Consider the following 25,405-nt stretch of genomic DNA (forward strand, 5'->3'; position numbering starts at 1 on the left):
TAATACTTTTTTTTAACTACACCTTTTTAAAATAGTGCCAAAAAATAATTGTTAATGTATTTCTGCAAAAGTATCGCCTTGACGAATATCGCCAGTATTATACCCTTTCATAAACCAATATTTACGCTGTTCTGATGTACCATGTGTAAACGATTCCGGAATAACTTGACCTTGCATTCTGCTCTGAATTGCATCATCTCCTACTGCTTGTGCAGCGCTTAAAGCCTCATCTATATCATCTACATCTAGGTATTTTTGATTTTGTTTTGCCCAAACTCCCGCATAAAAATCTGCTTGAAGCTCTAGCGCAACAGATAATTTATTGGCTTCAACTTCGCTCCTACTTTGTTGCAATTTACTTACTTTTCCCGAGGTTCCTAAAACATTTTGAATATGATGTCCTACTTCGTGAGCAATAACATACGCAATAGCAAAATCGCCTCCTTTTGCTCCAAATCGCGTTTGAAGCTCTTGAAAGAAAGCCAAATCCATATATACTTTTTCGTCAGCTGGACAATAAAACGGACCTGATGCAGACGAAGCTCCACCACAAGCAGTCTCTACCGCATCTGTAAACAAGACCATTTTTGGTTTTCTATATGCTACATTATTTTCGGCCAAAACTTTTGTCCAAGTATCTTCTGTGTAAGCAAAAACGGTTTTAACAAACTTGCCAGTATTTTCATCTTCCTCAGATAATTCTGGTGGTTGTGCTTGTTCTGTTTGCTGTCCTCGATTAAATTGTTCTAGAACGGGAATAAACTGATGTGCTTGTTCTCCTCCAAAAATATTAAGCAACAAAATAATAATTCCTAAAACGCCACCACCAGTAACAACTTTTCCGCCTCTTGACATTCCTCTTCTGTCCTCAACGTTGTCACTTTCCCTGTTTCCTATCCATTTCATAACATATAATTTTAAAAATGTTTATACAAATATACTTTTTCCTTTTAATTGTAAAGAAGTCGATAATATTTTTTTTAGCTTAATTCTATTTATTAAAGCGTTTTGTGTTAGCGATTATTCATGTGTCTTTTATTTTTACTCGAATTTAGTGAACTGCATTTGCAATTAAAAGCTGAAACCTTACGAGTAAAGTAGAAACATTAAATCTTAAAAGACTGTTATATAGTAGCATTGAGCGTTTTTTAAAACTATAATCTATTTTTCTCTTCAATCCAACGAGACATATATTTTGTGCTTAGTGCGGTGTGATGTAATAGTAAACGTCCCATGAAATTAAGATTTCTATGATTTTCTAAATTAGATTGTAAAAAACAGACTCTATCTAAAAATAAATTTTCAAATAAATCTGATTTAAATCTATTTTTAAGTATTTCAAATCCGTTTTTTTGGGATTCATTCCAAATCGCTTCCTCACAATATAACAAAACTGCTTTTGAAATAAATGCTAAAAAATCATCTTCAACAAAACCGTTCCAATTATAATTTCCCTTTATTCCTTCGGCACCAATATTTGTAGTAACACTTGGTGTTCCTGCTTGCATAGCTTCGAGTAATTTTCCTTTTAATCCCGCACCAAAACGCATTGGTGCAAGTAAAATCTTAGCATTTACAATTACTTCATTTGCATTTTTGGCACGACCGTGAATAATAAATTTTTCCTTTTTATTGTGCAATTGCAATACTTTTTGAGACGGATAAGCACCATAAATATGCATCGTTGCATCAGGCAATTGGTTTCTTATTTCTGGCCAAATTTTTTCTTTCAATTGTTTTACTGCGTCCCAATTAGGCTCATGAAGAAAATTTCCTATAAATACAAAATCCTTTTTTTGATGAAAATCTAACAACTCATTTTCTAATATAAAATCATAAGACAAAGGCAAATAATGTAGTAAATTAGGATCTATTTTGAAAGTTTCTGCTAAAACTTTTATTTCAAATTCTGATATAATTAATGACAAATCACACCTCAAAACACTAGCAATTTCTCGCTTTGCAATGTCGGAAGCTAATAAATCCGAAAGCTCAAATGCTATATTTTTCTTAACAGCATTTTGACGTGTTAATCGCAAAGAATGCAAATCCTCGGTATCTAAAATTCGTAAGGCGTTCGGACAGTTTTCGTAAACTCGCCAACCAAATTGCTCTTCGATAACAAATCGATCAAAGAGTACAATTTCTGGATTTAATTCATTTATAAAATCATTAAAACTATTTGAGTTTAGTACAATTTTTTTTGTAACAACGTTAATAGATTTTAAGTCATACGAAAAATCACTTTCTTGTGCTGCCGATGCAAAAACGATAGCAAAACCTTTTTTTTGAAACAACGCAATTAGTTGTAACATTCTTGTGCCTGCTGCCGATGATTTTGGCTCTGGCCAAACCAATCCTATTATTAAAAGTGTTTTATTTTTCAATCTAAAAAATTTTATGCAAAATACGATTATTAATTATTTTATTTGAGGTAAAAATCAAAACTAAAAAATGTAATTTTACAATCTTATTTTTTAAGTTATGTTAGGATTAAAATTAAAAACAGACCCACGCTGGGTAACAATTGTAGAATCGAATATACAAGAAATTCTTACCGATCATGCTTGGTGCGAGCAAAAAGCGGCAACAAATGTAATTACAATGATTACTTACAATTCTGAACACGAAGAATTAGTAACCGAATTATTGAAAATTGCCAAAGAAGAAATTGACCATTTTCAGATGGTGCACGATATTATTAAAGAACGTGGATTAACGTTAGGCAGAGAGCGAAAAGACCATTATGTAAACGAATTATTTAAATTTTTAAAAAAAGACGGAAGCCGTAATGATGCTTTTGTAGATAGACTATTGTTTTCGGCAATGATTGAAGCTAGAAGTTGCGAACGTTTTAAAGTGCTTTCACAAAATATTCAAGACAAAAAACTAGCAGATTTTTATAGAGAACTCATGATTAGTGAAGCGGGACATTATACTACATTTTTGGGCTTCGCAAGAAAATATTCAGAAAAAGTAGATGTAGATAAGCGTTGGGCAGAATGGTTAGCATTTGAAGGTGAACTCATCTCTAATTACGGAACAAAAGAAACTATTCATGGTTAATTTTTTTTTATCAGAAAATGAAAATTGAAGAATTCATGATTCCTTGCTTAAGTAAAACGCTCTTTGGCGTAGATTGTTTGGGCTGTGGTACACAAAGAGCGCTAATTTTAGTGCTAAAAGGCAAATTTACAGAAGCTTTTTATATGTTTCCCGCCATTTATACTACTATTTTATTTTTTATAATTCTGGGATTAAATTTTTTTAATAAGTCTAAAAACTACAACAAACTAATCATTTTATTGGCAATTATTAATGCTGTAATTATGATTATTTCCTATATTTACAAACTATTTTAAATAAAAAATCCGTCTAGTCTAAAAAAAACTAAACGGATTTTTTTATAAAAATAAATTTATATAACAGATGAAGCTGCAAAAAGCCCCATTGTAATAAGTCCTATAAACATTAGTGCATAAAATGATAAAACAACAATCATAGTTATACCTAAAAATTTATGATGCGATTTAAGAAAACCAAATCCGTTAGATAACAATTGGCTATCATTATTTTCAATGGCAATTTTTGTGTCATTTGCATATTTATACAAATAATACACAGGGAAAAAATATATTGCAGCAATAATTAAATAAATTATTGATACAAATTCTTGAATAGCACCAAGAGGACTAAACGCCATAGTCTGAGTAGCCATTGGAATCATAGACATAACAGCTCCCATAAAAATAGCTGCTAACACCATAAATCCTATTCCTACAAAACCTATAATAGCTAAAAATTTAGACCATTTTGCGCTTTCTTTTAGAAACTCTAATGCAGAAGTATTCAAATGCATTTCGTTGTTGTTTTGGTTTTCCATCATTATAATTAATTGTTAGTTTTCAAATTGTTTCAATGTTTTAATAATTATAGAAACACAATCTAACAATTGTTCTTCATTCATTACTAATGGTGGGGCAAAACGAATAATATTTCCGTGTGTTGGTTTGGCTAATAATCCGTTATCACGCAAAGCCATACAAATATTCCAAGCGGTATCACTTTCTTCGGTATCATTTATTACGACAGCGTTTAATAAACCTTTACCACGTACTAAGGTTGCAATGGTAGAAGTTTGGATGAATTTTGCTAATTCCGAACGGAAAATTATTCCTAATTTTTCTGCGTTTTCAGCTAGTTTCTCATCAGTAACTACTTGAAGTGCGGCAACAGCAACTGCTGCTGCAATTGGGTTTCCTCCAAAAGTAGATCCGTGTTGTCCTGGTTTAATAACATTCATGATATGGTTATTTGCCAATACTGCCGAAACTGGATAAGCGCCACCCGAAATTGCTTTTCCTAAAACTAAAATATCTGGTTGTACATTTTCGTGGTTTACGGCTAATAATTTACCTGTACGGGCAATCCCTGTTTGCACTTCATCGGCAATAAATAGTACATTGTGTGCTTCACAAAGTGCTTTGGCTTTTGCCAAATATCCTTCTGAAGGAACATAAACACCAGCTTCTCCTTGAATAGGTTCTACTAGAAATCCTGCAATATTTTTTGATGATTTTAAAACATTTTCTAAAGCCGTCAAGTCATCATAAGCAATGCTAATAAAACCTGCGGTATAAGGACCAAAGTTTTTACGTGCATTTTCATCGTTAGAAAAAGAAATAATCGTGGTTGTTCTTCCGTGAAAGTTTCCGTCGCAAACAATAATTTGCGCTTCATTTTCGGCAATTCCTTTTTTCTCGTAAGCCCATTTTCTACATAGTTTCAAAGCCGTTTCTACTGCTTCGGCACCTGTATTCATAGGCAATACTTTATCGAAACCAAAATAATTGGTAATAAACTCTTCGTAAGGACCTAATTTGTCATTATAAAAGGCACGAGAAGTTAGTGTTAATGTTTGGGCTTGGGCTATCATTGCGCCTACAATTTTCGGGTGACAATGCCCTTGGTTTACTGCTGAATAAGCTGATAAGAAATCGTAATATTTCTTTCCTTCTACATCCCAAACGTAAACGCCTTCGCCTTTAGCTAAAACCACTGGAAGCGGGTGGTAATTGTGCGCTCCGTGTTTGTCTTCTAAAGCAATAATTTCTTCTGAACTGATTTTTTCTAATACTGACATGGTGATAATTGTATTGATTTTAGTAATCTCAATTCCTTCTTTTGGAGAGAAATCATCCGTATTTTTGACAAAAATACAAAAAAGGATATAAAGTTTATACCTTTAGTAAGGTTTAACTGTTAAACTCTTTCGGAAAATATTTCTAACAACTTAGTAACTGTATTCCAATTTCTAATGGTTGCGGTTACGTTTAGTTTTTTTTCGATATATTTCTGATCTAATCTGGTTTTTCCTGCGCCAATGTCGTATTTAATGTAAATTCTACTAGAATCGATACTGGCTACATCTGGTTTAAATTGACTAATTTTTAGATCATTTAAAGCCGAAGCATTTAGTTCTTTCGAAATAAATGCGACGTACAATTTCTTTGTATCTGCTTCTTTTTCTTTTAGATAGCTATTATTATTAAAACAATCTTCTAAATCTTGTTTGCCAATAATTACAATAGGAACGTCATGTCCGAAAACTTTAAAAATTTCTTGTTTGATGGTAAAACCTACACTTGGTCCATTTTCTTCTTCGGTATCTACAAATACATTTCCTGATTGTATATAGGTTTGCACATTTTGGAAACCTATATTTTCTAAGGCGCTTTTTAGTGCATCCATTTTTATCATATTGTGACCAGAAACGTTGATGCCACGAAGGAGTGCGAGATGGGTTGTCATTATTTTTTGTTTGTAATTTACGGTAAATTTAAACTAAATCATTAAATATACAACTGAATCGTCCTAAAGGACATTAACATTTTTAAACGAACAGACCTAGCAGATTTTAGAAACCTGTTAGATCTAATTATGCGTTATATTTTATAGACAATCTAGGTCACTGCCCCAGAATGCAGCGAAAAACCCGCAGTGGTAAAACCTATTTTTTCTTGCCTTTGCAAAGCGACCAAAGGAAGCTCTTGCAATGGCTTAGAAAAAAAGGGTTTACCACGAGGATTTGTAGCGAAATGCTGGATTGGGCACAAATAATGAATAATTAATAATTGATAATTAATAATTGATAATTGCAATTGTTATATTTGCAACATGGGAAAAAAAATAACAGACAAAATCGTCTTTGATACGGTAAAAGTCCTTGATGCGGGTGCAAAAGGCGTTTCGGTGGCGAAAGCTCCTGATGGTAAGGTGATTTTTATATCTAATGTCGTGCCTGGCGATGTGGTAGATGTGCAAACTTTTAAGAAGCGAAAGGCTTATTATGAGGGGAAAGCCATTTATTTTCATGAATATTCTGAACACAGAACGGAGCCTGTTTGCGAACATTTTGGGGTTTGTGGCGGTTGCAAATGGCAGAATATGAAGTATTCGCAACAATTATTTTACAAACAGAATGAGGTTTTTAATAACTTGAAAAGAATTGGAAAGGTAGAAATGCCTGAATTTGAAACTATTTTAGGGTCTGAAAAACAATTTTTTTATAGAAATAAAATGGAGTTTGGTTTTTCGAACGCTCGCTGGATGACCGAAGCCGAAATAAAAAGTGATCAGGAGTTTGATGACCGAAATGCGTTGGGTTTTCATATTCCGAAAATGTGGGATAAGATTTTAGACATTACAAAATGTCATTTGCAAGGGGACCCGTCGAATGCGATTAGGAACGAAATTCGTCGTTTTGCGATAGAAAATAATTTAGAATTTTTTAATCCTAGAAATCACGAAGGTTTGCTTAGAACACTGATGATTCGTACGGCTTCGACTGGCGAAATCATGGTTTTAATTCAGTTTTTTGAAGAAAACAAAGTGCAACGTGAGCTGATTATGAATCATTTGGCTGAAACTTTTCCAGAAATTACTTCATTGCAATATGTGATTAATGGGAAACCAAATGATACGATTTATGACCAAGATGTAAAATTATTTAAAGGTCGTGATTATATTTTGGAAGAAATGGAAGGTTTGCATTTTAGTATAAATGCCAAATCTTTTTACCAAACTAATTCTGAACAAGCTTACGAATTGTACAAAATAACTAGAGATTTTGCTGGATTAACAGGAAATGAACTCGTGTACGATTTGTATACTGGAACGGGAACTATTGCGCAGTTTGTTTCGAAACAAGCCAAGAAAGTAATTGGTGTTGAAGCTGTTCCTGAAGCTATTGCTGATGCTAAAGAAAATACAAAACGCAATAATATTAGCAATTGTGAGTTTTTTGTAGGTGATATGAAAAATGTTTTTAATGATGCTTTTATTGCGCAACATGGTCACCCTGATGTAATTATTACCGATCCGCCTCGTGATGGTATGCATGCTGATGTGGTAAAACAAATCTTATCTATTGGGGCCGAAAAAGTAGTGTATGTAAGTTGTAATTCGGCAACGCAAGCCCGTGATTTGGCTTTGATGGACGAAATGTATCAAGTGACTCGTGTACGCCCAGTTGATATGTTTCCGCAAACCCATCATGTGGAGAATGTAGTGCTTTTAGAGAAAAGAAAATAATTTAGCATTCAGAAATTTCTGATTTAGGATTTATGAAAAAACTTAAAATAATTGCTATTGCAGTTTTTATTGCAAACCTGTTTTTGGGCTGCGAGAAAGATGATATTTGTGAAGCTGGAACCCCAACAACTCCTAGAATGATTGTCGAATTTTATGACAACTTGAATCCAACAGCAAAAAAAATGGTAACCAATTTAGGTATTATTGCCGAGGGAATGACAACTGGAATTTTAAAAAATAATGTTAGCAAAATTGAAGTTCCGCTAAAAACTACTGCCGATATTACAAAATATAGTTTTATTTATGATTCTAAAAACACAAATGCTTCTCTTCAAAACACAGACGAAATAACCCTTAATTATACAAGAACTGATCTTTTTATTTCTAGAGCTTGTGGCTACAAAACGGTTTTTAGTTTACTGGATAATCCTAACGGAATTGTAAAAACTATTGATACTGATAATTGGATTAAAGAAATTGTGATTCAGAAATATAAAATTCTTAACGAAGATGAAGTTCATGTTAAAATTTTCTTTTAATATCTTTAAAAAGTCGAAAGTCGAAAGTCATAAAGTTACAAGTCTTTGTTATAAATGGTTACAATATTTTTTTGTTTTTCAAACTTTTGAAAAAAAACAAAAAAATAAAAATCAATACACACAGGACTTTATGACATTAAGACTTTATGACTTGCAACTTATAGCTATTCTCATTTTATTTTTATCATTTGGCTCTTTTGCACAAGATAAAAAGAAAGATACACTAGTGCCAAAAACACAACGATATGGTTTGCGTGTGGGTGCAGATTTGTCTAAACTAGCCAGAACCTTTTATGACAAAAATTATAAAGGAATAGAGTTTGTGGGCGATTATCGCTTAACAAAAAAAATGTATCTCGCGGCCGAAATTGGTAACGAAAATAAAACTACCGAAGAAAATACTGTTAATTTTACAACCAAAGGAACTTATTTTAAAGTAGGTTTCGATTCTAACAATTACGAAAATTGGTTAGACATGGAAAATATGATTCACATAGGTTTGCGCTATGGTGTGAGTACATTTAGTCAAGAACTAAATAGTTATAAGATATACAATACAGATACGTATTTCCCTACCGCCCTACCTGTTGCAGCTGGTACAAAATATGACGGATTAACCGCTCAATGGGTTGAAGTCGTTGCTGGTATGAAGGTAGAATTATTTAATAATTTGTATGCTGGATTTAGCGTACGAATGAATTATTTAGTTGCTAACAAAAAACCTGATAATTTTGATAATTTGTATATTCCTGGATATAATAGAACGTATGACGGAAAATTTGGTGCAGGTTGGAATTATACGATTAGCTATTTTATTCCTTTGTATAAATCTAGTGGCAAAAAAAAAGTAAATCCTAAAAAGAAATAATTTCTCTTAATATAGGAATTATTTCTTTTTTCCAAGAATTATTCGAAAAGCAATGCGAAAATCTGGATAAAAATTAGAAAAACAAACTTTATAGAAAAATACGAAACTTTAAATTTGCCAGCATCGTACAAAATTTTTCGAACTTTTGTTTAGTCGAAAATACTGGTGTCAGTAAATGGAAAATTGCTGAAATGTGAGAAAATTAGCCAAAACTTTAAACAAACAAAGAGATGAAATTTATTAAATTAGTTTTAACAATATCGATAATTAGTTTTAGCTTGACTTTAAATGCTCAAATTAATGACAGTTTGTTTAAAAAAACATTTGAGAATAAAAAATTTAAAACAAATCAAATAATTGGTTTAAAAGACTTTAAGTATAATCCAAACGTTTCTTATATAGAATTACAAGAACCAAATGACAACTATCCTTATGGAAATATAACAACATTTGAAAACGGGAAATTTACTTCTGGTAATATTGGATTTTGTGGAAATGAATGTAGAATAACCGTTTCGGGAAATTATTATATTAAACGAAATAAAATTTATTTATTTCTTCAAACAATATCATTTTGGAAAGATTGTAAAAATAGGCCTACAGAAAATATTAATAAAGAAATAGGAAAATTTACTTGGAAAAAAGATAAAAACGGCAAAATAAAACTAACAGCCGTAAAATAAAAAAATTATAGAAACACAGTTGCTACAAGAGATTTGGCAATCGAAAAATTAGAAAAGAAGGTTTAATTTAACCCCAAACCACTTGTAGCAATGAGATGTTAATACTTAAAAAAACTGTGATAATTTAGTTATTCGTAGTACTTTTGAAGCATCTAGTTATAAACCTTACTTTATCTGCTTAAATCCTTTGATAAAAATCCATTTCATAAATAATTTCTCGCCTTCGTTAGTTTGAATAGTTTGAAATTTTGGAGCCAAAAGTGTTCCTACCACAAAAGCAGTAATTGGAATAAAATAACCTTCTAGATTTGTATAAATTGCTACTAAATATCTTGTTGTAAAGAATATAATGGCAAAGCCAAGAAAATTATAAACGAATGATTTTGTTTTTTTGTTCATGCTTTTAAATTTTGATGAGATTTCTCCTTCGTCGAAATGACAAGATGGTATTTATTTTAAATTTAATTACAAATCGTTACTCTCTGAAATCTGAAACTTCGTTCTCTTACTTCCTTCATACATTTCGTATTTTACCAATCGAGCTTCTAAACTTCCGTTAAAAAGTTTAATTTTTCGTGAAGGCTTTAATCCTACAAACTTTAATGCTTCCAGATTTGCGGTAATAAACCAAGCATTGGTATTGGGATAACTTTGTTTTAAAGTATCGCCAATTTCTCTGTAAAAACGTTCCATTTCGATATCTAATCGTTCACCATAAGGTGGATTAAAAACCATGTGCAACTTCCCTTCTGTATTTTTTTCTGTGTTAAAGAAATTTTGCTCAGAAATGGTAACATATTCATCTAGATTAGCATTTTTTATATTGGCAATCGCTTTCTGAACGGCACTTGGCGCTTTATCGTGGCCTACAATTGTATAATGAAATTCTTTAATTTTCTTTAGTAACGAATTCATAATATTATCGAACAATTCATTATCCCAATCGTTCCATTTTTCGAAAGCAAATTCCTTACGATTGATGTTGGCAGGAATATTGCAAGCAATCATAGCGGCTTCGGCAAGAATAGTTCCCGAACCACACATAGGATCTATAAAATGTCCTTGACCTTCCCAACCAGAAAGCAACAACATTCCGGCTGCTAAAACCTCATTTATAGGAGCAATATTGGTTGCTGTTTTATAACCACGTTGGTGCAATGAAGCGCCAGAAGTATCTAAAGCCACAGAAACTTGGTCTTTATCTATGTGAATATTGATTCTCAAATCTGGAAAATCTTTATCTACACTAGGACGAATACCCGTTTTTGCTCTAAACTGATCTACAATCGCATCTTTACATTTCTGAGATACAAATTGCGAATGCTTAAAATAATCGGAATGCACCGTTGTATCTATCACAAAAGTCTGATTGGTGTTTAAATATTTCGACCAATCTATTCCTTGCATATTTTTGTATAAATTTTCGTCACTTTTTGCTCTAAAATAATAGATAGGTTTTAGGATTTTTAGTGCCGTTCGCAACGACAAATTGGCTTTATACATAAAACCCTTATCCCCAGCAAAACTTACCATTCTAGTACCCATTTCTACATCTTGAGCACCTAATTGGGTTAACTCTTTTGCTAATATTTCTTCGAAACCAAAAAAAGTTTTGGCAATCATTTTAAAATTTTCCATTTTTTAATATCAATGTCAATTACAATAATGAAACCCTAAATCAAAACTTACGGAATCTCTATGCAATAGTTATTTTTCTGCAAAAATACACTAAATTTGCAGTTATAATCGAATTCAAAGAACAAACAATGTTAGAATCTGAAAAATCCAATACCTCAAATCTAGAACCCAAACAAAAAAATTGGTTTGCCACCTGGTTCGACTCACCTTATTATCACATACTTTACAAAGATAGAAATTTACAAGAAGCTCAGGTTTTTATGGATAATTTGACCCACTATTTAAATCTTCCAGAAGGAGCAACTGTTTTAGATTTAGCTTGTGGCAAAGGGCGTCATGCGATTTATTTAAACCAATTGGGATTTAATGTTTTAGGCGTAGACTTATCACCAAATAGTATTGCAGAAGCGAGTAAAAATAATAATATGCACTTAAATTTTAGAGTTCACGATATGCGTGAGCCATTTGAAGAAAAATTTGATGCTATTTTTAATTTATTTACTAGTTTTGGTTATTTTGAAAGTGATGCCGATAATTTAAAAACTTTAATTTCTATAAAAGAAAGTTTATCAGAATATGGTTTTGCCGTTATCGATTTTATGAATGTTAATCATGTAATCGAAAATCTTGTTCCTGAGGAAGTAAAAACGGTTGATGGCATCAATTTTTATATCAAACGTTATCTAAAAGAGGGTTATATTTACAAAGAAATTAATTTTGAAGATAAAGGAGAAAAACACCATTTTACAGAAAAAGTACAAGCGATAACCTTACAAAATTTTGAACAAATGATGGAAGAAGCTGGTATTTATTTATTAGACATTTTTGGTGATTATAAATTGAAAAAATTTCATAAAACCGAAAGCGAACGATTAATAATGATTTTTAAATAAAATAAGGATTATTTGGTTATTCGGGGATTTGGTTATTCGTAATGAGCAGCCAAATAACCAAATCCACAAATCCACGAACAAACAATTAAATGGAATATCTTTTACCTCTATTATCTGTTTTATTAGGTTTTGCAATTGCTTTATTTTTCAGACCGAAGAACAAAACCAATCTGAAATTATTATTGGCTTTTAGCGGTTCTTTCTTGTTGGCATTAACTGTGATTCATTTATTACCAGAAGTTTACGAAAGTAAAAACCATGCTATCGGGATTTATATTATGATTGGAATTTTGTTCCAAATTATACTCGAATTTTTCTCGAAAGGCGCAGAACACGGTCATGTGCATGGTCATGACAAACTAACACAAATGCCATGGGCACTTTTTATCAGTTTGTGCTTGCATGCTTTGTTAGAAGGATTTCCAGTAGGTCACCACCATGATTTAGCCATAGGAATTGCGATTCACCACTTCCCTATTGCTATTATTTTGACCACTTTTTTCTTGAATGCACAGCTCAATAAAGCGACTTTATTTTTATTTATGATAACCTTTGCAGTTATGACTCCGTTAGGTACTTTAGTATCTGAAAGTTTCCCTGTTTTAAACAAATATTACACACAAATAACCGCTATTGTTATTGGAATATTATTTCATATTTCATCGACTATTATTTTTGAAAGTAGCGAAGGACACAAATTTAATATTGCTAAAATTTCGATGATTATTTTAGGCATTGGGTTGGCATATTTTATTTAAAATCGAAAGTTTATTTTTACATTTAAAAACTAAAATAAAACAAATAGTATGGGATTATTTTCTGCCTTATTAGGAAACGCTGGAGCTGTTGATCAAGCTACACTAACAAAAGAATACGCAAAACTTCTTATTGAAGGAGAAGAGATAGAATTGGGATTTAAACTTATAAGAGATACTTTTATCTTTACTAACAAACGATTGATTCTAATTGAGAAACAAGGTTTAACAGGAAGTAAAACAGAATATAAATCGATTTCATACAAAAGCATTTCAAGATTTAGCGTTGAAACTGCTGGTACTTTTGATTTAGATGCCGAATTAAAAATATGGGTTTCAAGTGAAACTATACCAAGTATCAAAAAACAATTCAACAAATCGGTAAATGTTTATGATGTACAAAATGTACTTGCCTTTCATGTGCTAAAATAAATTTCAAAACTAACTTGCCAAAGTTTCAATAGCTGAATTATGACTTTCACAAAAACCACCGAACAATCTTCAAAATACGAACATTTAGAAAAAATGTCGGTTCATGAATTGTTAGCTAATATTAATAATGAAGATAAAACTGTTCCTTTAGCAGTCGAAAAAGCGTTACCACAAATAGAAAAATTAGTTACTAAAATTGTTGCCCAAATAAATCTTGGCGGTCGGTTATTTTATATTGGAGCAGGAACTTCGGGAAGATTAGGAATTGTAGATGCGTCGGAATGTCCGCCAACTTTTGGTGTTCCTTTCGATTTAGTAAACGGAATCATAGCTGGTGGAGACAAAGCCATTCGCAGAGCAGTAGAAAATGCCGAAGACAACACGACACAAGCTTGGATCGATTTATGTGAATTTGATATTAATAAAAATGACGTAGTCATTGGAATTGCAGCTTCTGGCACCACTCCTTATGTGATTGCTGGATTAGAAAAATGCAACGAAAACAACATTATAACAGGTTGCATTACTTGTAATGAAGAAAGTCCGTTGTCGCAAACGGCACAATTTCCTATCGAAGTGGTTGTAGGTCCCGAATTTGTAACTGGAAGTTCTCGCATGAAAGCTGGAACGGCTCAGAAACTGGTTTTGAATATGATTTCGACAGCAACCATGATTCAACTAGGGAAAGTAAAAGGCAACAAAATGGTCGATATGCAGTTGAGTAACGACAAACTCGTAGATCGTGGTGTTAAGATGATTATGAGCGAAATTAAGGTGAGTTACGAAGAAGCTTCGGAGTTATTGAAAAAATATGGAAGTGTAAGAAAAGCCATAGATAATTTTAATTAGAGGAGAGAAAACAGATAAAAGACATCATGTTTAAAATTAGAATTATGCGTTTTTTTCTTTATTGATACAATCTCACACTTAAAAAATTAATAAATCAAAACATTATATGTCAACAAATAAAGAAATATTATTTAAAGGAATAAAATACATTGCATGGGCATTACCGTTGTACTTTATAGGGCCATCAATTATTTATAATGCTTTCGTAAACAAAGGAAATATATGGCATTATTTAGTATTAGCAATTGGAATTATCGCTTCTTTTTTTGCTGTATTTTTAACGTTTAGAGGATTAAAAACAATCATGCAAAGTTTATTTGATGGAAACAAATAGTCAATATCTTGAAAGTATAAAAAAGCAGTTTTTATACTACAAAACACTGGGCGAAAAAGCAATAGAACAATTATATACTATTATACATTAAAACAAAGGTCATACCATTATTGAAGTCATGACAAACATTTAGCACACTAATTAGATAAACTAAAATAGCCCTGATAGAGGCGATATCCTTTTTGTAGAGCCTTTTCGGCGAAACAAAAAGATAAAGCCGAAAGCAGGATAAAGCTCCTAAAAAAACATGAAAAAATTATTTATACTTCCTTTGCTCTTATTATTAGCTTCTTGTTACAATCAGGAACGAAATTGCAAAGATTTTAAAACTGGAAAATTTACCTTTACGCAAGTGATTGATAAAGTTAAAAAAACATCGACTTTCCAGCGCACCCAAAACCTACAAATAGAAACTTTTGAAGGAAAAACAGATACCGCAACAGTTCGCTGGGTAAACGATTGCGAATGTATTTTGCAAAAATTACACCCCAAGAATATGCAAGAAAAAAAGTCGATTTCGATGAGAATAATGACAACAAACAAAAAAACATATACTTTTGAATATTCTTATGTAGGAGAAGCAAAAAAAGAAATAGGAACTGTAACAAAAACAGATTAACTACGTATAATTACTTTAAACACTAAATATTTACCCAAAAATGATAGAATTATTAACAAACCCTGATGCTTGGATTGCCTTACTAACATTAACTTTTTTAGAAATTATTTTAGGAATAGACAACATTGTATTCCTATCGATAGTTTCTGGAAAATTAGCTGAAAAAGATCAGCCAAAAGCCCGTAGAATTGGACTTTTGTTAGCTATGGCGTTTAGAATTATATTGCTTTTTGGAATTACTTGGGTATTGGGATTACAAAAATCGATTTTAGATATCAATTTAAGCTTTTTCTCAGCACATATAACAGGGCAGAGTTTAATTATTTTTGGTGGTGGTTTGTTCTTATTATACAAATCGGTATCAGAAATTCACCATAAAATGGAAGGAGAGGAAGAAGAAGGAACAGCAAAATCAGGAAATACATTAGTGGCAGCTATAATTCAAATTGCGGTATTAAACTTAGTTTTTTCGTTTGATAGTATTCTAACCGCCGTAGGATTAATTAGCATGAAATCTCCAGCTGAAGGCGGATTTGGTTATGACGGAGCACTAGCTATTATGATTTTAGCCATTATAATTTCGGTAGTAATTATGATGATTTTTGCAGGCCCTGTAAGCAAATTTGTAAATAACCATCCGACAATTCAGATTTTAGGATTATCATTTTTAATATTAATTGGTGTCATGTTATTAGCCGAAGGTTCGCACTTAGCTCATTTCCGTTTTGGCAATGATGTCGAAGTAGGGTCTATACCAAAAGGTTATTTATACTTTTCTATTTTCTTCTCTTTATTTGTAGAATTTTTAAATTTACGAATGAAAAAAACTAAAAATCCTGTAAAATTACATAACAGCACAATAAAAGATAAAGAATTAGAAAATTCGGATATAACAGATTAATTAGTTACCCCTTAAAAACAATTTAATCATTTTAAATTTAACAATTTACCTTAAATTATTATGGGGTTATGCTTTTGTAAAATTGACGAAAACAGCCCCATAATAACCAAGCAAAGAGAGCCAATTTAGTAGTATTACACAAGTTTGAAAACACACAAATAGCAATACCTATAAATATTTAGGGCAATCGTAGTAATAGCGCCAACAATATCACATTTAAAAAGAAACCACGCCTTAGGATTAAACTTCCTAAAAGGCGTGGCTGGTGATATTAATAGCACACTTTTATCTGGTATCCTCTAAAAATGAGATACAACCAAATAAAAGCACAAATAGTGCTTTGTTTTTAATTCTTTAATTTTTTAATAAATCTAAAAACTTAAAAAGAGTTTTTTTAGGGAATGGCTATTTAATAATCAGCTTTTTAATTACCCATTTAGTATCTTCTATAATTTTTACCATATAAATTCCTGAAGCTAAATTTAAGTTCAGCTTGTCATTGTTTTTATAACTTCCTTTATAAACATTTAAACCAGCCATAGAAGAAATTTCAATTTTAGCTTCATGAGTTAATCCAGAAATTGTAATAAAATCTTTAGTAGGATTTGGATACATTGCTATTTGCAATTCGTTAAAATCTGGTCTTGATAATGTAACAGACCATGGCAAACCTACTTTAGGTCCCCAGATATAATCTGCTAAATCGGGATAATCAATAAAAGGATTTCTATTTAGTTGCCAAGTATAAATATAATTATTTCTATTCATTTCAAAATCATCAGATGTATCATTTCTATTCCACTGCAATAATGAAGATAAGTCTCCTATTTGTCCTAAAATTGTATCTATAGGATTTCCGTTAATAATATTTAAACCATTATAGCGAACTGCCATATAAAACAATGATCTTGCCACATCTCCTTTCCAAGTGCCTGGATTTCCTATTGGTCCGTTATAATCGACTCCGTAATTTCGATTATTTCTTGAAGAATTTTCCTGACCATCTACGGCTCTAATATGATGTGCATCTGCGTGTCCCGTAGAAATATTATTAGGACCTGGCATTCCGGAAGTATTCCAAACATTTATTCCTTGTGGTGTATTTGAGGTGGCATCTGCAAAACCGCCTCTGGATTGACAATATATGTGCTCTCGATTCCATTTTCCTACAATACTATTTCCTGTTTGATTATCTATTTTAGACCGAGGTGCTTCATTATAAATTAACCAAACTTGATTGCTGTTTTCTGGATTTTGGTCTGCAACTTTTAAAATATCATAAATATCTCCATAAACGTGAGCATGAATAACAGATGGGTTTGCAATTATATCCTGCAATCCTTGTTTTAATGCGGCACCAGATAATCCTTCTATCGACGAATAATATCCTACTGGAGCTGTACTGGCAACTAATCCTCTAGTAGGGTTTGCGGGACTTCCAAATGGTAAAGTCACAAAATTAATGTCATTTACCCTAATAATTATATTATTATTATACAAGCTATATCCAGTACGCAAAGCACCTACAACAATTTTTATTTCTTCGTCGCCGTCATTAATTCTGTCATTTAAAATTGGTATTACTGTACTACCAACTGTTTGGCCAATAGGAATTGTTATTGATGTGGTTCCTGAATAATCTGCGGTTGTAAAAGCACCATTATTTAAAGAAAAATTAATAACCAGATCACTTCCTGTAACTGCATTTGTTGTGCTAAAAGTGACTGTAAGCGATTGCCCTTCTGTTATTGTAGATACATTAGTTGTTAATCGTAAATAATTTAATACAATTCCTGAACCGTCATTATTCATTCCTGGAGTTGGTACTTTCAATTCATAAGTCCCATCATTTTTTCGTTGAATAGATTGTGTAGCTGGCAAAGAATTTAGGTTTTCATTAATGCAAGTAGTAAGTCCTAAAATTGTCATTAATGCAGTTGGTTTTGTTGTGGCGGCATTAGAATAGGCTAATGCATCTATCAATCCACTCGCGTGAGCTGTTGTATTTATTGGAAAATCTGTAGCGTCACCTAAATAAAGAGCAGCAACATCTGGGCCGTTTTGAATCGTTGTAATTGGCAGAATAAATGCGGGAGTTGGCGAAACTTGAGGGTTTCCAAAATGAATAATTCCATTTACATCTGTCGAATATCCATCTAAATCTAGGGCATAATAACTACCCGTTCCAGCATAAGGAGCGCCGCCCGCATTATAAAAAACCAAAACATAACCATCTAATAGAAAATTTGATGTAACAGATTTTAGCTCTATAAACTCTAAAACATCGGTACTGGGAGTATCTGGATCTAATTCGTTAATCACAACTTGCGAAAATCCTGAATTACAAAATAAAAGTAGTAAAAGTAGTTTTTTTATCATTTTATTAGCAGATTATATATGTTATTGAAAAATCAATAAAACATAGGTTAATTAGTTTACTAAAAGACAAATATTTCGTACATTATTAAATTATTACTACATAATTTAACCCTAAAAAACCCAGTCTTTAGGGTAAAGATACAGCGTTTATTTCGGTTTTACAAGGTGGTTTCAAACGAGAACTAATTTAGCAGGGTTAGGTGTTAGAAAATTGGTTACTGTTTAGATAAAAATATGCGAAAAAATAAAAAAAAACATGGCTAAAGAGTGGTAAGGGCTTCAAATTTATTAAAAAATTAAAATTCAAAACACATTCAACAAAAAAACACCAACACAAAACCTTTTATAATACCCGTTAACAAAACCATAACTAACTAAAAATGAATAGTTTGTTTTTATTGTAAATTAATTTTAAAATTCAGATTTAAAATTATCTAAAAAAAGTATTATTACACTACATTGCAGTATAAATTTATATCATATTGGCTCGAAACTATAATTTTTGCACTAAAACTATCTTTTTATTTGCTTTTTTACTCCTAATAACAAGAAATTATGGGCAACAGCAAACTAAAATGACTGTTGTATTAAATGAAGTTTCCCACAGCTTAATCGTTACGCAAACCATACAATTTATAAATAATTCGGACAAACCGCTCTCAAAATTGGTACTTAACGACTGGAACAATGCCTATTCTAATAAATATTCTCCTTTAGGCAAACGTTTTTCGGACGAATATGTTAGAAATTTTCATTTGGCTCCTAATAGAGATAGAGGAAATACTACAATAACTAAAATACTCGTAAATGATTCTATCGCACAATACAATCGTGCTAAAAATCATCTTGATATTATAGAAATAGTTTTAAAAAACAGTCTTAAAACGTCAAAATCTGTTACGCTTACTATAGAATATAGTTTAAAAATTCCTAACTCAAAATTTACTCGTTTTGGCTATAATGATGGCAAATATATTTTAAACAACTGTTTTTTATCATTGGCACGACTAGCCAGCAACGGACAGTTTGCTTATTACAGCAACGAAAATCTTGAGGATATAGCCAATGCAATTTACACAACCATAAATATCGATTTTGTAATTCCCAAAAGCTATGAGATAACTTGCAATTTAAATTTTAGCAATCAAACTGAAAACGAGACAACTAAAACGATCCGTTATAAGAATCAGAATAGCGATCAAATTCAATTAGCGATCGAAAAAAATAACAGCTACGAAAGTTTTAAGAATGACAACATCGAAGTGCAAACAAATTTATCTGAAACGAAACTAAATGGTATTCAAAAAGCGATTATTATAGATAAAATTGTAAATTATGTTACCCATAATTTAGGCGAAATTACTGAGAAAACAATAATGATTTCTCAAGCAGATTATGAGAGAAATCCTTTTTATGGATTAAATCAATTACCCGCTTTTATTAGTCCTTTTCCAAATGACTTCTTGTATGAAATAAAATTCCTAAAAGCATATTTGTATAATTACCTAAAAGCATCATTAAAAATAGATCTAAGAAAAAGCGGTTATATATTTGATGCAATTCAGGTGTATATGATGATGAAATATATTGATGAAAATTACCCCGAATTAAAAATGCTAGGCAATCTTTCTAAATATAAAATTCTGAAAGGCTATAATTTAGTAAATGCAAACTTTAATGAGCAATATAAGTATTTATATTTGCTTATGGCAAGAGATAATTTAGACCAAACTATAGGCGAATCTAAAGAAAGTTTTATCAAATTTAACGAACAAATTGCAGGAAAATACAAAGCAGGATTAAGTTTTAAATATTTAAACCTGGTACTAAAAGACAGTACTGTTGAAAATAGTTTTAGAGAATTTTTGGCTCTAAATAAAGAAAAACAAACTACTTCTTCTGATTTTGAAACTATTTTGAGCAAAAAAGCCAATCAAAATATCGATTGGTTTTTTTCTAATTTAATTAATTCCAGAAAAATTATCGATTATAAATTTGGCACAATAAACAAAACTAAAGACCGTATTTCTATAACCATAAAAAATAATTCTAACGCAATAGTTCCTATAACTATAACTGGATTAAAAAACAAAGAAGTTGTTTTTAGCCAATGGCTATACAACGTAAAAAATGATACAACTTTTGCTATTTCTCGAAATATTGCAGACAAATTAGTATTAAATTACAACAATAGTATCCCTGAATTTAATGCCAGAAATAATTACAAATCCCTAAAAGGCTTTTTATCGCTAAACAGACCCTTACAATTTAATTTTTTTAAAGATTTAGAAAACCCTGCTTATAATCAAATTTTTTATTTACCAGAAATTACCTATAATTTATACGACGGAATAATTACATCATTAAGTTTACACAACAAATCATTTATAAATAGAACATTTATATACGACGTTAGCCCAAGTTATTCTTCAAAAACCAAGTCGTTTACTGGTTATGGAAGCATTGCTTTTAGGCAACAATATAGAGATAAAAAATTATACGAAATAAAATACGGATTAAGCGGTTCTTACTATCATTACATTCAAAATGCAGCTTATTTAAAAATAAACCCCGTAGTACAATTTAAATTTAGAGATTCTGATTTGCGAAGCAACAAAAGGCAATATCTTACTTTTAGAAACATATTTGTAAACAAAGACCTAGCACCTATTACCAGCGCAACAAAAACAATAACCACAGATACTCCGCTACGTTATTCCGTTTTTAATGCAAGATATTCTGTTAGTAATTCAGAAATTGCAAAAGGTTTTGGTCTAGGAACAGACCTACAATTTTCAGGCGATTTTGGTAAAATTTCGACCGAAATTGGTTATAGAAAACTTTTAGAAAACAACTATCAATTCAGTTTACGATTGTATGCAGGCACCTTTATATACAAAAATACCAGCACCGAATTTTATAGCTTCGGATTAGATAGACCCAAAGATTATTTATTCGATTATAATTATTACGGTCGCTCAGAAAGTACAGGATTGTTTAGTCAAGAAATAATAATTGCCGAAGGCGGTTTTAAATCTAAATTTGCAAATCCGTATGCAAACAAATGGATGACAACCATAAACGCTACTTCATCAATATGGCACTGGATAGAAATGTACGGAGATATAGGTTTGTACCAAAACAAAGGACAAAACCCTAAATTTGTTTACGATAGCGGTTTACATCTTGATCTTGTACCAGGTTATTTCGAGCTATTTTTTCCCATATATTCTAGCAACGGATTCGAAATGGGACAAAAAAATTATCAAGAAAAAATTAGATTTACAGCCTCATTTAACCCTAAAACACTTATTGGGCTTTTTACACGAAAATGGTTTTAATATTTCAGTGTTTCGATTCTGTTTTTAAACAAAACTTACAAAAAACAATAATTAAAAACATATAATGTAATTTTATGTTTACAATTTACAAAAAATATATTAATAATTCAATAATATTTTTCGCTACATATATACAACATAACTAGTTTTTACTTAAATTTGTCATCATTACATTTCATAATTTATGACACAAGTAGAAGAAAAACAGCCCTTAACTTTTGAAGATTTTAAGACCGAAGTTATACAAGATTATACCATCGCAACCACAAGCCGCGAATGCAGTTTACTAGGAAGACGTGAAGTTTTAACAGGAAAAGCCAAGTTCGGAATTTTTGGAGATGGTAAAGAAATCCCACAATTAGCAATGGCAAAAGCCTTCAAAAATGGAGATTTTCGTTCGGGATATTATCGTGATCAAACCTTTATGATGGCGATTGGACAAATGACAATGCAACAATTTTTTGCAGGTTTGTACGGTCATACAGATTTAGCACATGACCCCATGAGTGCTGGTCGACAAATGGGCGGGCATTTTGCTACACATTCATTAGACGAAAATGGAAATTGGAAAAACCTAACACAACAAAAAAACTCTAGCGCAGATATTTCTCCCACAGCTGGGCAAATGCCTCGCTTATTAGGACTCGCACAAGCATCAAAAATATATAGAAACGTTTCTGGAATAAACCAAACCAATTTTTCCGAACAAGGAAATGAAGTAGCTTGGGGAACTATAGGAAACGCCTCCTCTTCTGAAGGTTTATTCTTCGAAACCATCAATGCTGCGGGCGTTTTACAAGTACCAATGGTCATGAGCGTTTGGGACGACGAATACGGAATTTCGGTTCATGCACGCCATCAAACTACCAAAGAAAACATATCAGAAATCCTAAAAGGTTTTCAACGTGATCAAAAAAATAAAGGCTACGAAATTATTACTGTAAACGGTTGGGATTATCCAACACTAGTAGAAACCTACCAAAAAGCTTCTGTCATAGCTCGTGAAGAGCACGTTCCTGTATTAATTCACGTTCGAGAACTCACTCAACCACAAGGCCATTCAACTTCTGGATCACACGAGCGTTACAAAAATGCCGAAAGACTAGAATGGGAAGCAAATTTCGATTGCTTACGCCAAATGAAATTGTGGATGATAGAAAATAATATAGCCACCGCCGAAGAAATTGAAACCATAGACAATCAAGCTAAAAAAAACGTTTTAGAAGCCAAAAAAGCAGCTTGGACAGCCTATCTTAACCCTATTAAAGAAGAAAGAGACGAATTAGTCTCATTACTAAATACCATTGCAAATACTAGCGAAAACAAAGTTTTTATAGCAAAATATGCTGCTAATTTAGCTTCAATAAAAGAGCCAATAAGAAAAGACACCATTACAACAGCTCGCAAAGTTTTACGATTAATCGTCAAAGAAAACAAAAAAGACCAACTAGCCAATTGGATTACTAACTACACAAATAAAATACAACCCAAATTTAGCTCACACCTATTCTCACAATCAGATAAAAATATATTTTCGGTAAAAGAAGTTTTACCAACTTACAATAATTCTGCAGAAGAAGTAGATGCTCGTTTGGTTTTACGAGATAATTTTGATGCTATTTTTACAAAATATCCAGAAAGTTTAATTTTTGGAGAAGATGCAGGAAATATTGGAGATGTAAACCAAGGTTTAGAAGGAATGCAAGAAAAATACGGCGAACTTCGTGTTGCCGATGTTGGTATTCGTGAAGCCACCATTTTGGGGCAAGGAATAGGAATGGCCATGCGTGGGTTGAAACCTATTGCCGAAATTCAGTATTTAGATTACTTGCTTTACGCCATACAAATCATGAGCGACGATTTGGCAACTTTACAATACAGAACTGCTGGTCGCCAAAAAGCACCGCTTATTATTCGTACCCGTGGTCACCGCCTAGAAGGAATCTGGCATTCTGGTTCGCCCATGGGAATGATCATTAATGCCATTCGTGGTATTCACGTTTTGGTTCCTAGAAATATGACCAAAGCAGCCGGTTTTTATAACACTTTATTAGAAACCGACGAACCTGCTCTTGTGGTAGAATGTTTGAATGGCTACCGATTGAAAGAAAAAATGCCAACCAATTTAGGCGAATTTAAAACCCCTATTGGCATAGTTGAAACTATTAAATCCGGAAACGACATCACGCTAGTTTCCTACGGATCAACTTTACGATTAGTAGAACAAGCCGCAAAAGAATTATTAGAAATAGGCATCGATGCCGAAATTATAGACATACAATCATTATTACCATTTGATATAAACCACGATATTGTAAAATCATTAACCAAAACAAACCGCTTGTTAATTATAGATGAAGATGTTCCTGGTGGTGCTTCGGCTTATATTTTACAACAAATTATCGATGAGCAAAAAGGATACATGGTTTTAGATAGTCAGCCTGAAACATTAGCCGCAAAAGCACACCGACCATCTTACGGAACAGATGGCGATTATTTCTCGAAACCATCAGCCGAAGACATTTTTGAAAAAGTATATGCAATAATGCACGAAGCAAATCCTATCCAGTTTCCGAGTTTGTACTAAAAATCCTTACCACATCTAAACGCCGAACGACAAAATTGTTCGGCGTTTTTTATATAAATATAAAAAATTTATGACTTTTACTTTTTCATATATTTGCAAACTAAATTTAAGTTTACAAATGAAAATAGTAATATCGCCAGCCAAATCTTTAGATTTCGAAAAAACATTACCTAACAATCAGTTTACAAAACCAGCTTATTTAAAACAAAGCAAAGAAATAGTTTCGGTTTTAAACAAATTAAATCCCAAAGAATTATCTGAACTAATGCATATATCAGATAATTTAGCCCAACTAAATTGGCAACGAAATAAAAATTTTACAACACCATTTACAACCCAAAATGCACGTCCAGCAATATACACCTTCAACGGAGAAGTATATAATGGGCTTGACTCCTACTCTATTGCTGAAGAAAAATTAGCCGTTTTACAAAACAAATTAAGAATTCTTTCAGGACAATATGGCATCCTAAAACCATTAGATTTGATGCAAGCCTACCGATTAGAAATGGGAACACATTTGCCAATTAATGAACATAAAAATTTATATAGTTTTTGGAAAGAAATAGTAACAAATGATTTAAATAAGGAACTAAAAAACAATGAATTATTTGTTAATTTGGCGAGTAACGAATATTTTTCTGTTATTGACACCAAAAAATTAAAAGTTCCTATAATTACTCCCGAATTTAAAGATTATAAAGACGAAAAATTAAAAATAATTTCGTTTTTTGCCAAAAAAGCTCGTGGGCTGATGGTTCGCTATATTATTGATAATGATATTGAAACATTAGACGGGTTGAAAGGTTTTAATTACGAAGGTTATTCTTTTGATGCAAATTTGTCGAAAGGAAATACGTTGGTTTTTACGAGATAAATTTATTAAACAAAAAAGTTCACAAAGAAAATATTTCCTTGTGAACTTTGTGTTTTTACTTTGTGAACTTTGTGTTTTTACTTTGTAAACTTTGTGTTTTTACTTTGTAAACTTTGT

Annotated in this window: 24 protein-coding genes; 16 read left to right on the forward strand and 8 right to left on the reverse strand. The window is 31.8% G+C overall.

Translation table 11 applies throughout. From position 1 onward, the window contains the following. Positions 1–51: 51 nt before the first annotated feature. Positions 52–906, reverse strand: a complete 855-nt coding sequence (gene ypfJ, locus B0A57_RS00195; RefSeq protein ID WP_034098024.1) for a KPN_02809 family neutral zinc metallopeptidase — start codon at positions 904–906, stop codon at positions 52–54. A gap of 248 nt (positions 907–1,154) precedes the next feature. Then, complete coding sequence (locus B0A57_RS00200; RefSeq protein ID WP_034098023.1) at positions 1,155–2,387, reverse strand: glycosyltransferase family 4 protein; 1,233 nt, start codon at positions 2,385–2,387, stop codon at positions 1,155–1,157. 97 nt (positions 2,388–2,484) lie between these two features. Between B0A57_RS00200 and miaE the strand changes: the two genes are divergently transcribed. Continuing rightward, complete coding sequence (gene miaE, locus B0A57_RS00205; RefSeq protein WP_011962901.1) at positions 2,485–3,066, forward strand: tRNA-(ms[2]io[6]A)-hydroxylase; 582 nt, start codon at positions 2,485–2,487, stop codon at positions 3,064–3,066. A gap of 17 nt (positions 3,067–3,083) precedes the next feature. Beyond that, positions 3,084–3,362 carry a DUF2752 domain-containing protein gene (locus B0A57_RS00210; RefSeq protein WP_034098021.1) on the forward strand — a complete coding sequence of 93 codons (279 nt, stop codon included), beginning with the start codon at positions 3,084–3,086 and terminating at the stop codon, positions 3,360–3,362. Between the two features lie 56 nt (positions 3,363–3,418). Here B0A57_RS00210 and B0A57_RS00215 read toward each other — a convergent pair whose 3' ends face one another. The 3 genes from B0A57_RS00215 to B0A57_RS00225 all read right to left on the reverse strand — a co-directional run bounded on the left by B0A57_RS00215 (position 3,419) and on the right by B0A57_RS00225 (position 5,811). Further along, positions 3,419–3,886, reverse strand: a complete 468-nt coding sequence (locus B0A57_RS00215; RefSeq protein WP_034098019.1) for a DUF5362 family protein — start codon at positions 3,884–3,886, stop codon at positions 3,419–3,421. Between the two features lie 12 nt (positions 3,887–3,898). Continuing rightward, positions 3,899–5,143, reverse strand: coding sequence for an ornithine--oxo-acid transaminase (rocD, locus tag B0A57_RS00220; protein ID WP_011962898.1), 1,245 nt, complete (start codon positions 5,141–5,143; stop codon positions 3,899–3,901). A 119-nt stretch (positions 5,144–5,262) separates the two neighbouring features. Further along, on the reverse strand, positions 5,263–5,811 hold the full coding sequence (locus B0A57_RS00225) for a DUF1697 domain-containing protein (RefSeq protein WP_034098017.1): 549 nt from the start codon (positions 5,809–5,811) through the stop codon (positions 5,263–5,265). A gap of 366 nt (positions 5,812–6,177) precedes the next feature. Here B0A57_RS00225 and rlmD point away from each other — a divergent pair, with 366 nt between their 5' ends. From rlmD to B0A57_RS00250, 4 genes are all read left to right on the forward strand, one after another. Then, positions 6,178–7,593 carry a 23S rRNA (uracil(1939)-C(5))-methyltransferase RlmD gene (gene rlmD / locus B0A57_RS00235; RefSeq protein WP_034098006.1) on the forward strand — a complete coding sequence of 472 codons (1,416 nt, stop codon included), beginning with the start codon at positions 6,178–6,180 and terminating at the stop codon, positions 7,591–7,593. A gap of 32 nt (positions 7,594–7,625) precedes the next feature. Then, positions 7,626–8,132, forward strand: coding sequence for a DUF6452 family protein (locus B0A57_RS00240; protein WP_034098004.1), 507 nt, complete (start codon positions 7,626–7,628; stop codon positions 8,130–8,132). 130 nt (positions 8,133–8,262) lie between these two features. After that, a complete protein-coding gene (locus B0A57_RS00245) occupies positions 8,263–9,000 on the forward strand; it encodes a DUF6048 family protein (RefSeq protein ID WP_011962891.1) in 738 nt (245 codons plus the stop codon). 230 nt (positions 9,001–9,230) lie between these two features. Further along, positions 9,231–9,683 carry a hypothetical protein gene (locus tag B0A57_RS00250; RefSeq protein ID WP_034098002.1) on the forward strand — a complete coding sequence of 151 codons (453 nt, stop codon included), beginning with the start codon at positions 9,231–9,233 and terminating at the stop codon, positions 9,681–9,683. A 165-nt stretch (positions 9,684–9,848) separates the two neighbouring features. On the opposite strand, the gene B0A57_RS00255 is transcribed toward B0A57_RS00250, so the two are convergent. Both B0A57_RS00255 and B0A57_RS00260 read right to left on the reverse strand, forming a co-directional pair. Further along, entirely contained in the window at positions 9,849–10,082 is a 234-nt protein-coding gene (locus B0A57_RS00255) for a hypothetical protein (protein ID WP_011962889.1), read from the reverse strand. A gap of 66 nt (positions 10,083–10,148) precedes the next feature. Continuing rightward, the gene (locus B0A57_RS00260) at positions 10,149–11,321 is read right to left on the reverse strand and encodes a THUMP domain-containing class I SAM-dependent RNA methyltransferase (RefSeq protein ID WP_034098000.1); all 1,173 of its coding nucleotides are present in this window, start codon (positions 11,319–11,321) and stop codon (positions 10,149–10,151) included. A gap of 128 nt (positions 11,322–11,449) precedes the next feature. Here B0A57_RS00260 and B0A57_RS00265 point away from each other — a divergent pair, with 128 nt between their 5' ends. The 7 genes from B0A57_RS00265 to B0A57_RS00295 all read left to right on the forward strand — a co-directional run bounded on the left by B0A57_RS00265 (position 11,450) and on the right by B0A57_RS00295 (position 16,104). Next, positions 11,450–12,214 carry an SAM-dependent methyltransferase gene (locus B0A57_RS00265; protein ID WP_034097999.1) on the forward strand — a complete coding sequence of 255 codons (765 nt, stop codon included), beginning with the start codon at positions 11,450–11,452 and terminating at the stop codon, positions 12,212–12,214. A gap of 89 nt (positions 12,215–12,303) precedes the next feature. After that, positions 12,304–12,972 carry a ZIP family metal transporter gene (locus B0A57_RS00270; protein ID WP_011962886.1) on the forward strand — a complete coding sequence of 223 codons (669 nt, stop codon included), beginning with the start codon at positions 12,304–12,306 and terminating at the stop codon, positions 12,970–12,972. Between the two features lie 48 nt (positions 12,973–13,020). Continuing rightward, a complete protein-coding gene (locus tag B0A57_RS00275; protein ID WP_011962885.1) occupies positions 13,021–13,401 on the forward strand; it encodes a PH domain-containing protein in 381 nt (126 codons plus the stop codon). A 39-nt stretch (positions 13,402–13,440) separates the two neighbouring features. After that, positions 13,441–14,250: an N-acetylmuramic acid 6-phosphate etherase gene (gene murQ / locus B0A57_RS00280; protein ID WP_034097998.1), complete on the forward strand. Its 810-nt coding sequence runs from the start codon at positions 13,441–13,443 to the stop codon at positions 14,248–14,250. A 106-nt stretch (positions 14,251–14,356) separates the two neighbouring features. Further along, the gene (locus B0A57_RS00285) at positions 14,357–14,584 is read left to right on the forward strand and encodes a DUF6095 family protein (RefSeq protein ID WP_034097997.1); all 228 of its coding nucleotides are present in this window, start codon (positions 14,357–14,359) and stop codon (positions 14,582–14,584) included. A 247-nt stretch (positions 14,585–14,831) separates the two neighbouring features. Beyond that, positions 14,832–15,203, forward strand: coding sequence for a hypothetical protein (locus B0A57_RS00290; protein WP_034097995.1), 372 nt, complete (start codon positions 14,832–14,834; stop codon positions 15,201–15,203). 40 nt (positions 15,204–15,243) lie between these two features. Next, positions 15,244–16,104 (forward strand): TerC family protein, encoded by an 861-nt coding sequence (locus B0A57_RS00295; protein WP_011962881.1) that lies wholly within the window; start codon positions 15,244–15,246, stop codon positions 16,102–16,104. A gap of 405 nt (positions 16,105–16,509) precedes the next feature. On the opposite strand, the gene B0A57_RS00300 is transcribed toward B0A57_RS00295, so the two are convergent. Further along, complete coding sequence (locus B0A57_RS00300; protein ID WP_034097992.1) at positions 16,510–18,483, reverse strand: endonuclease; 1,974 nt, start codon at positions 18,481–18,483, stop codon at positions 16,510–16,512. Positions 18,484–19,058: 575 nt separating this feature from the next. Between B0A57_RS00300 and B0A57_RS00305 the strand changes: the two genes are divergently transcribed. The 3 genes from B0A57_RS00305 (at position 19,059) to yaaA (ending at position 25,288) form a co-directional block, all read left to right on the forward strand. Continuing rightward, on the forward strand, positions 19,059–21,824 hold the full coding sequence (locus B0A57_RS00305) for a gluzincin family metallopeptidase (protein WP_011962879.1): 2,766 nt from the start codon (positions 19,059–19,061) through the stop codon (positions 21,822–21,824). A 184-nt stretch (positions 21,825–22,008) separates the two neighbouring features. Further along, on the forward strand, positions 22,009–24,411 hold the full coding sequence (locus B0A57_RS00310) for an alpha-ketoacid dehydrogenase subunit alpha/beta (RefSeq protein ID WP_011962878.1): 2,403 nt from the start codon (positions 22,009–22,011) through the stop codon (positions 24,409–24,411). Between the two features lie 118 nt (positions 24,412–24,529). Then, the gene (gene yaaA / locus B0A57_RS00315; protein WP_011962877.1) at positions 24,530–25,288 is read left to right on the forward strand and encodes a peroxide stress protein YaaA; all 759 of its coding nucleotides are present in this window, start codon (positions 24,530–24,532) and stop codon (positions 25,286–25,288) included. Positions 25,289–25,405: the final 117 nt, after the last annotated feature.

It is taken from the genome of Flavobacterium psychrophilum DSM 3660 = ATCC 49418, from assembly GCF_002217405.1.
GTDB classification, from domain to species: Bacteria; Bacteroidota; Bacteroidia; order Flavobacteriales; family Flavobacteriaceae; genus Flavobacterium; species Flavobacterium psychrophilum.

What these genes read in the sequence shown, in the direction of transcription:
- ypfJ (WP_034098024.1), bottom strand. Translation starts at nt 906, where the DNA reads ATGAAATGGATAGGAAACAGGGAAAGTGACAACGTTGAGGACAGAAGA.
- miaE (WP_011962901.1), top strand. Translation starts at nt 2,485, where the DNA reads ATGTTAGGATTAAAATTAAAAACAGACCCACGCTGGGTAACAATTGTA.
- B0A57_RS00210 (WP_034098021.1), top strand. Translation starts at nt 3,084, where the DNA reads ATGAAAATTGAAGAATTCATGATTCCTTGCTTAAGTAAAACGCTCTTT.
- B0A57_RS00215 (WP_034098019.1), bottom strand. Translation starts at nt 3,886, where the DNA reads ATGATGGAAAACCAAAACAACAACGAAATGCATTTGAATACTTCTGCA.
- rocD (WP_011962898.1), bottom strand. Translation starts at nt 5,143, where the DNA reads ATGTCAGTATTAGAAAAAATCAGTTCAGAAGAAATTATTGCTTTAGAA.
- B0A57_RS00225 (WP_034098017.1), bottom strand. Translation starts at nt 5,811, where the DNA reads ATGACAACCCATCTCGCACTCCTTCGTGGCATCAACGTTTCTGGTCAC.
- rlmD (WP_034098006.1), top strand. Translation starts at nt 6,178, where the DNA reads ATGGGAAAAAAAATAACAGACAAAATCGTCTTTGATACGGTAAAAGTC.
- B0A57_RS00240 (WP_034098004.1), top strand. Translation starts at nt 7,626, where the DNA reads ATGAAAAAACTTAAAATAATTGCTATTGCAGTTTTTATTGCAAACCTG.
- B0A57_RS00245 (WP_011962891.1), top strand. Translation starts at nt 8,263, where the DNA reads ATGACATTAAGACTTTATGACTTGCAACTTATAGCTATTCTCATTTTA.
- B0A57_RS00250 (WP_034098002.1), top strand. Translation starts at nt 9,231, where the DNA reads ATGAAATTTATTAAATTAGTTTTAACAATATCGATAATTAGTTTTAGC.
- B0A57_RS00255 (WP_011962889.1), bottom strand. Translation starts at nt 10,082, where the DNA reads ATGAACAAAAAAACAAAATCATTCGTTTATAATTTTCTTGGCTTTGCC.
- B0A57_RS00260 (WP_034098000.1), bottom strand. Translation starts at nt 11,321, where the DNA reads ATGGAAAATTTTAAAATGATTGCCAAAACTTTTTTTGGTTTCGAAGAA.
- B0A57_RS00265 (WP_034097999.1), top strand. Translation starts at nt 11,450, where the DNA reads ATGTTAGAATCTGAAAAATCCAATACCTCAAATCTAGAACCCAAACAA.
- B0A57_RS00270 (WP_011962886.1), top strand. Translation starts at nt 12,304, where the DNA reads ATGGAATATCTTTTACCTCTATTATCTGTTTTATTAGGTTTTGCAATT.
- B0A57_RS00275 (WP_011962885.1), top strand. Translation starts at nt 13,021, where the DNA reads ATGGGATTATTTTCTGCCTTATTAGGAAACGCTGGAGCTGTTGATCAA.
- murQ (WP_034097998.1), top strand. Translation starts at nt 13,441, where the DNA reads ATGACTTTCACAAAAACCACCGAACAATCTTCAAAATACGAACATTTA.
- B0A57_RS00285 (WP_034097997.1), top strand. Translation starts at nt 14,357, where the DNA reads ATGTCAACAAATAAAGAAATATTATTTAAAGGAATAAAATACATTGCA.
- B0A57_RS00290 (WP_034097995.1), top strand. Translation starts at nt 14,832, where the DNA reads ATGAAAAAATTATTTATACTTCCTTTGCTCTTATTATTAGCTTCTTGT.
- B0A57_RS00295 (WP_011962881.1), top strand. Translation starts at nt 15,244, where the DNA reads ATGATAGAATTATTAACAAACCCTGATGCTTGGATTGCCTTACTAACA.
- B0A57_RS00300 (WP_034097992.1), bottom strand. Translation starts at nt 18,483, where the DNA reads ATGATAAAAAAACTACTTTTACTACTTTTATTTTGTAATTCAGGATTT.
- B0A57_RS00305 (WP_011962879.1), top strand. Translation starts at nt 19,059, where the DNA reads ATGACTGTTGTATTAAATGAAGTTTCCCACAGCTTAATCGTTACGCAA.
- B0A57_RS00310 (WP_011962878.1), top strand. Translation starts at nt 22,009, where the DNA reads ATGACACAAGTAGAAGAAAAACAGCCCTTAACTTTTGAAGATTTTAAG.
- yaaA (WP_011962877.1), top strand. Translation starts at nt 24,530, where the DNA reads ATGAAAATAGTAATATCGCCAGCCAAATCTTTAGATTTCGAAAAAACA.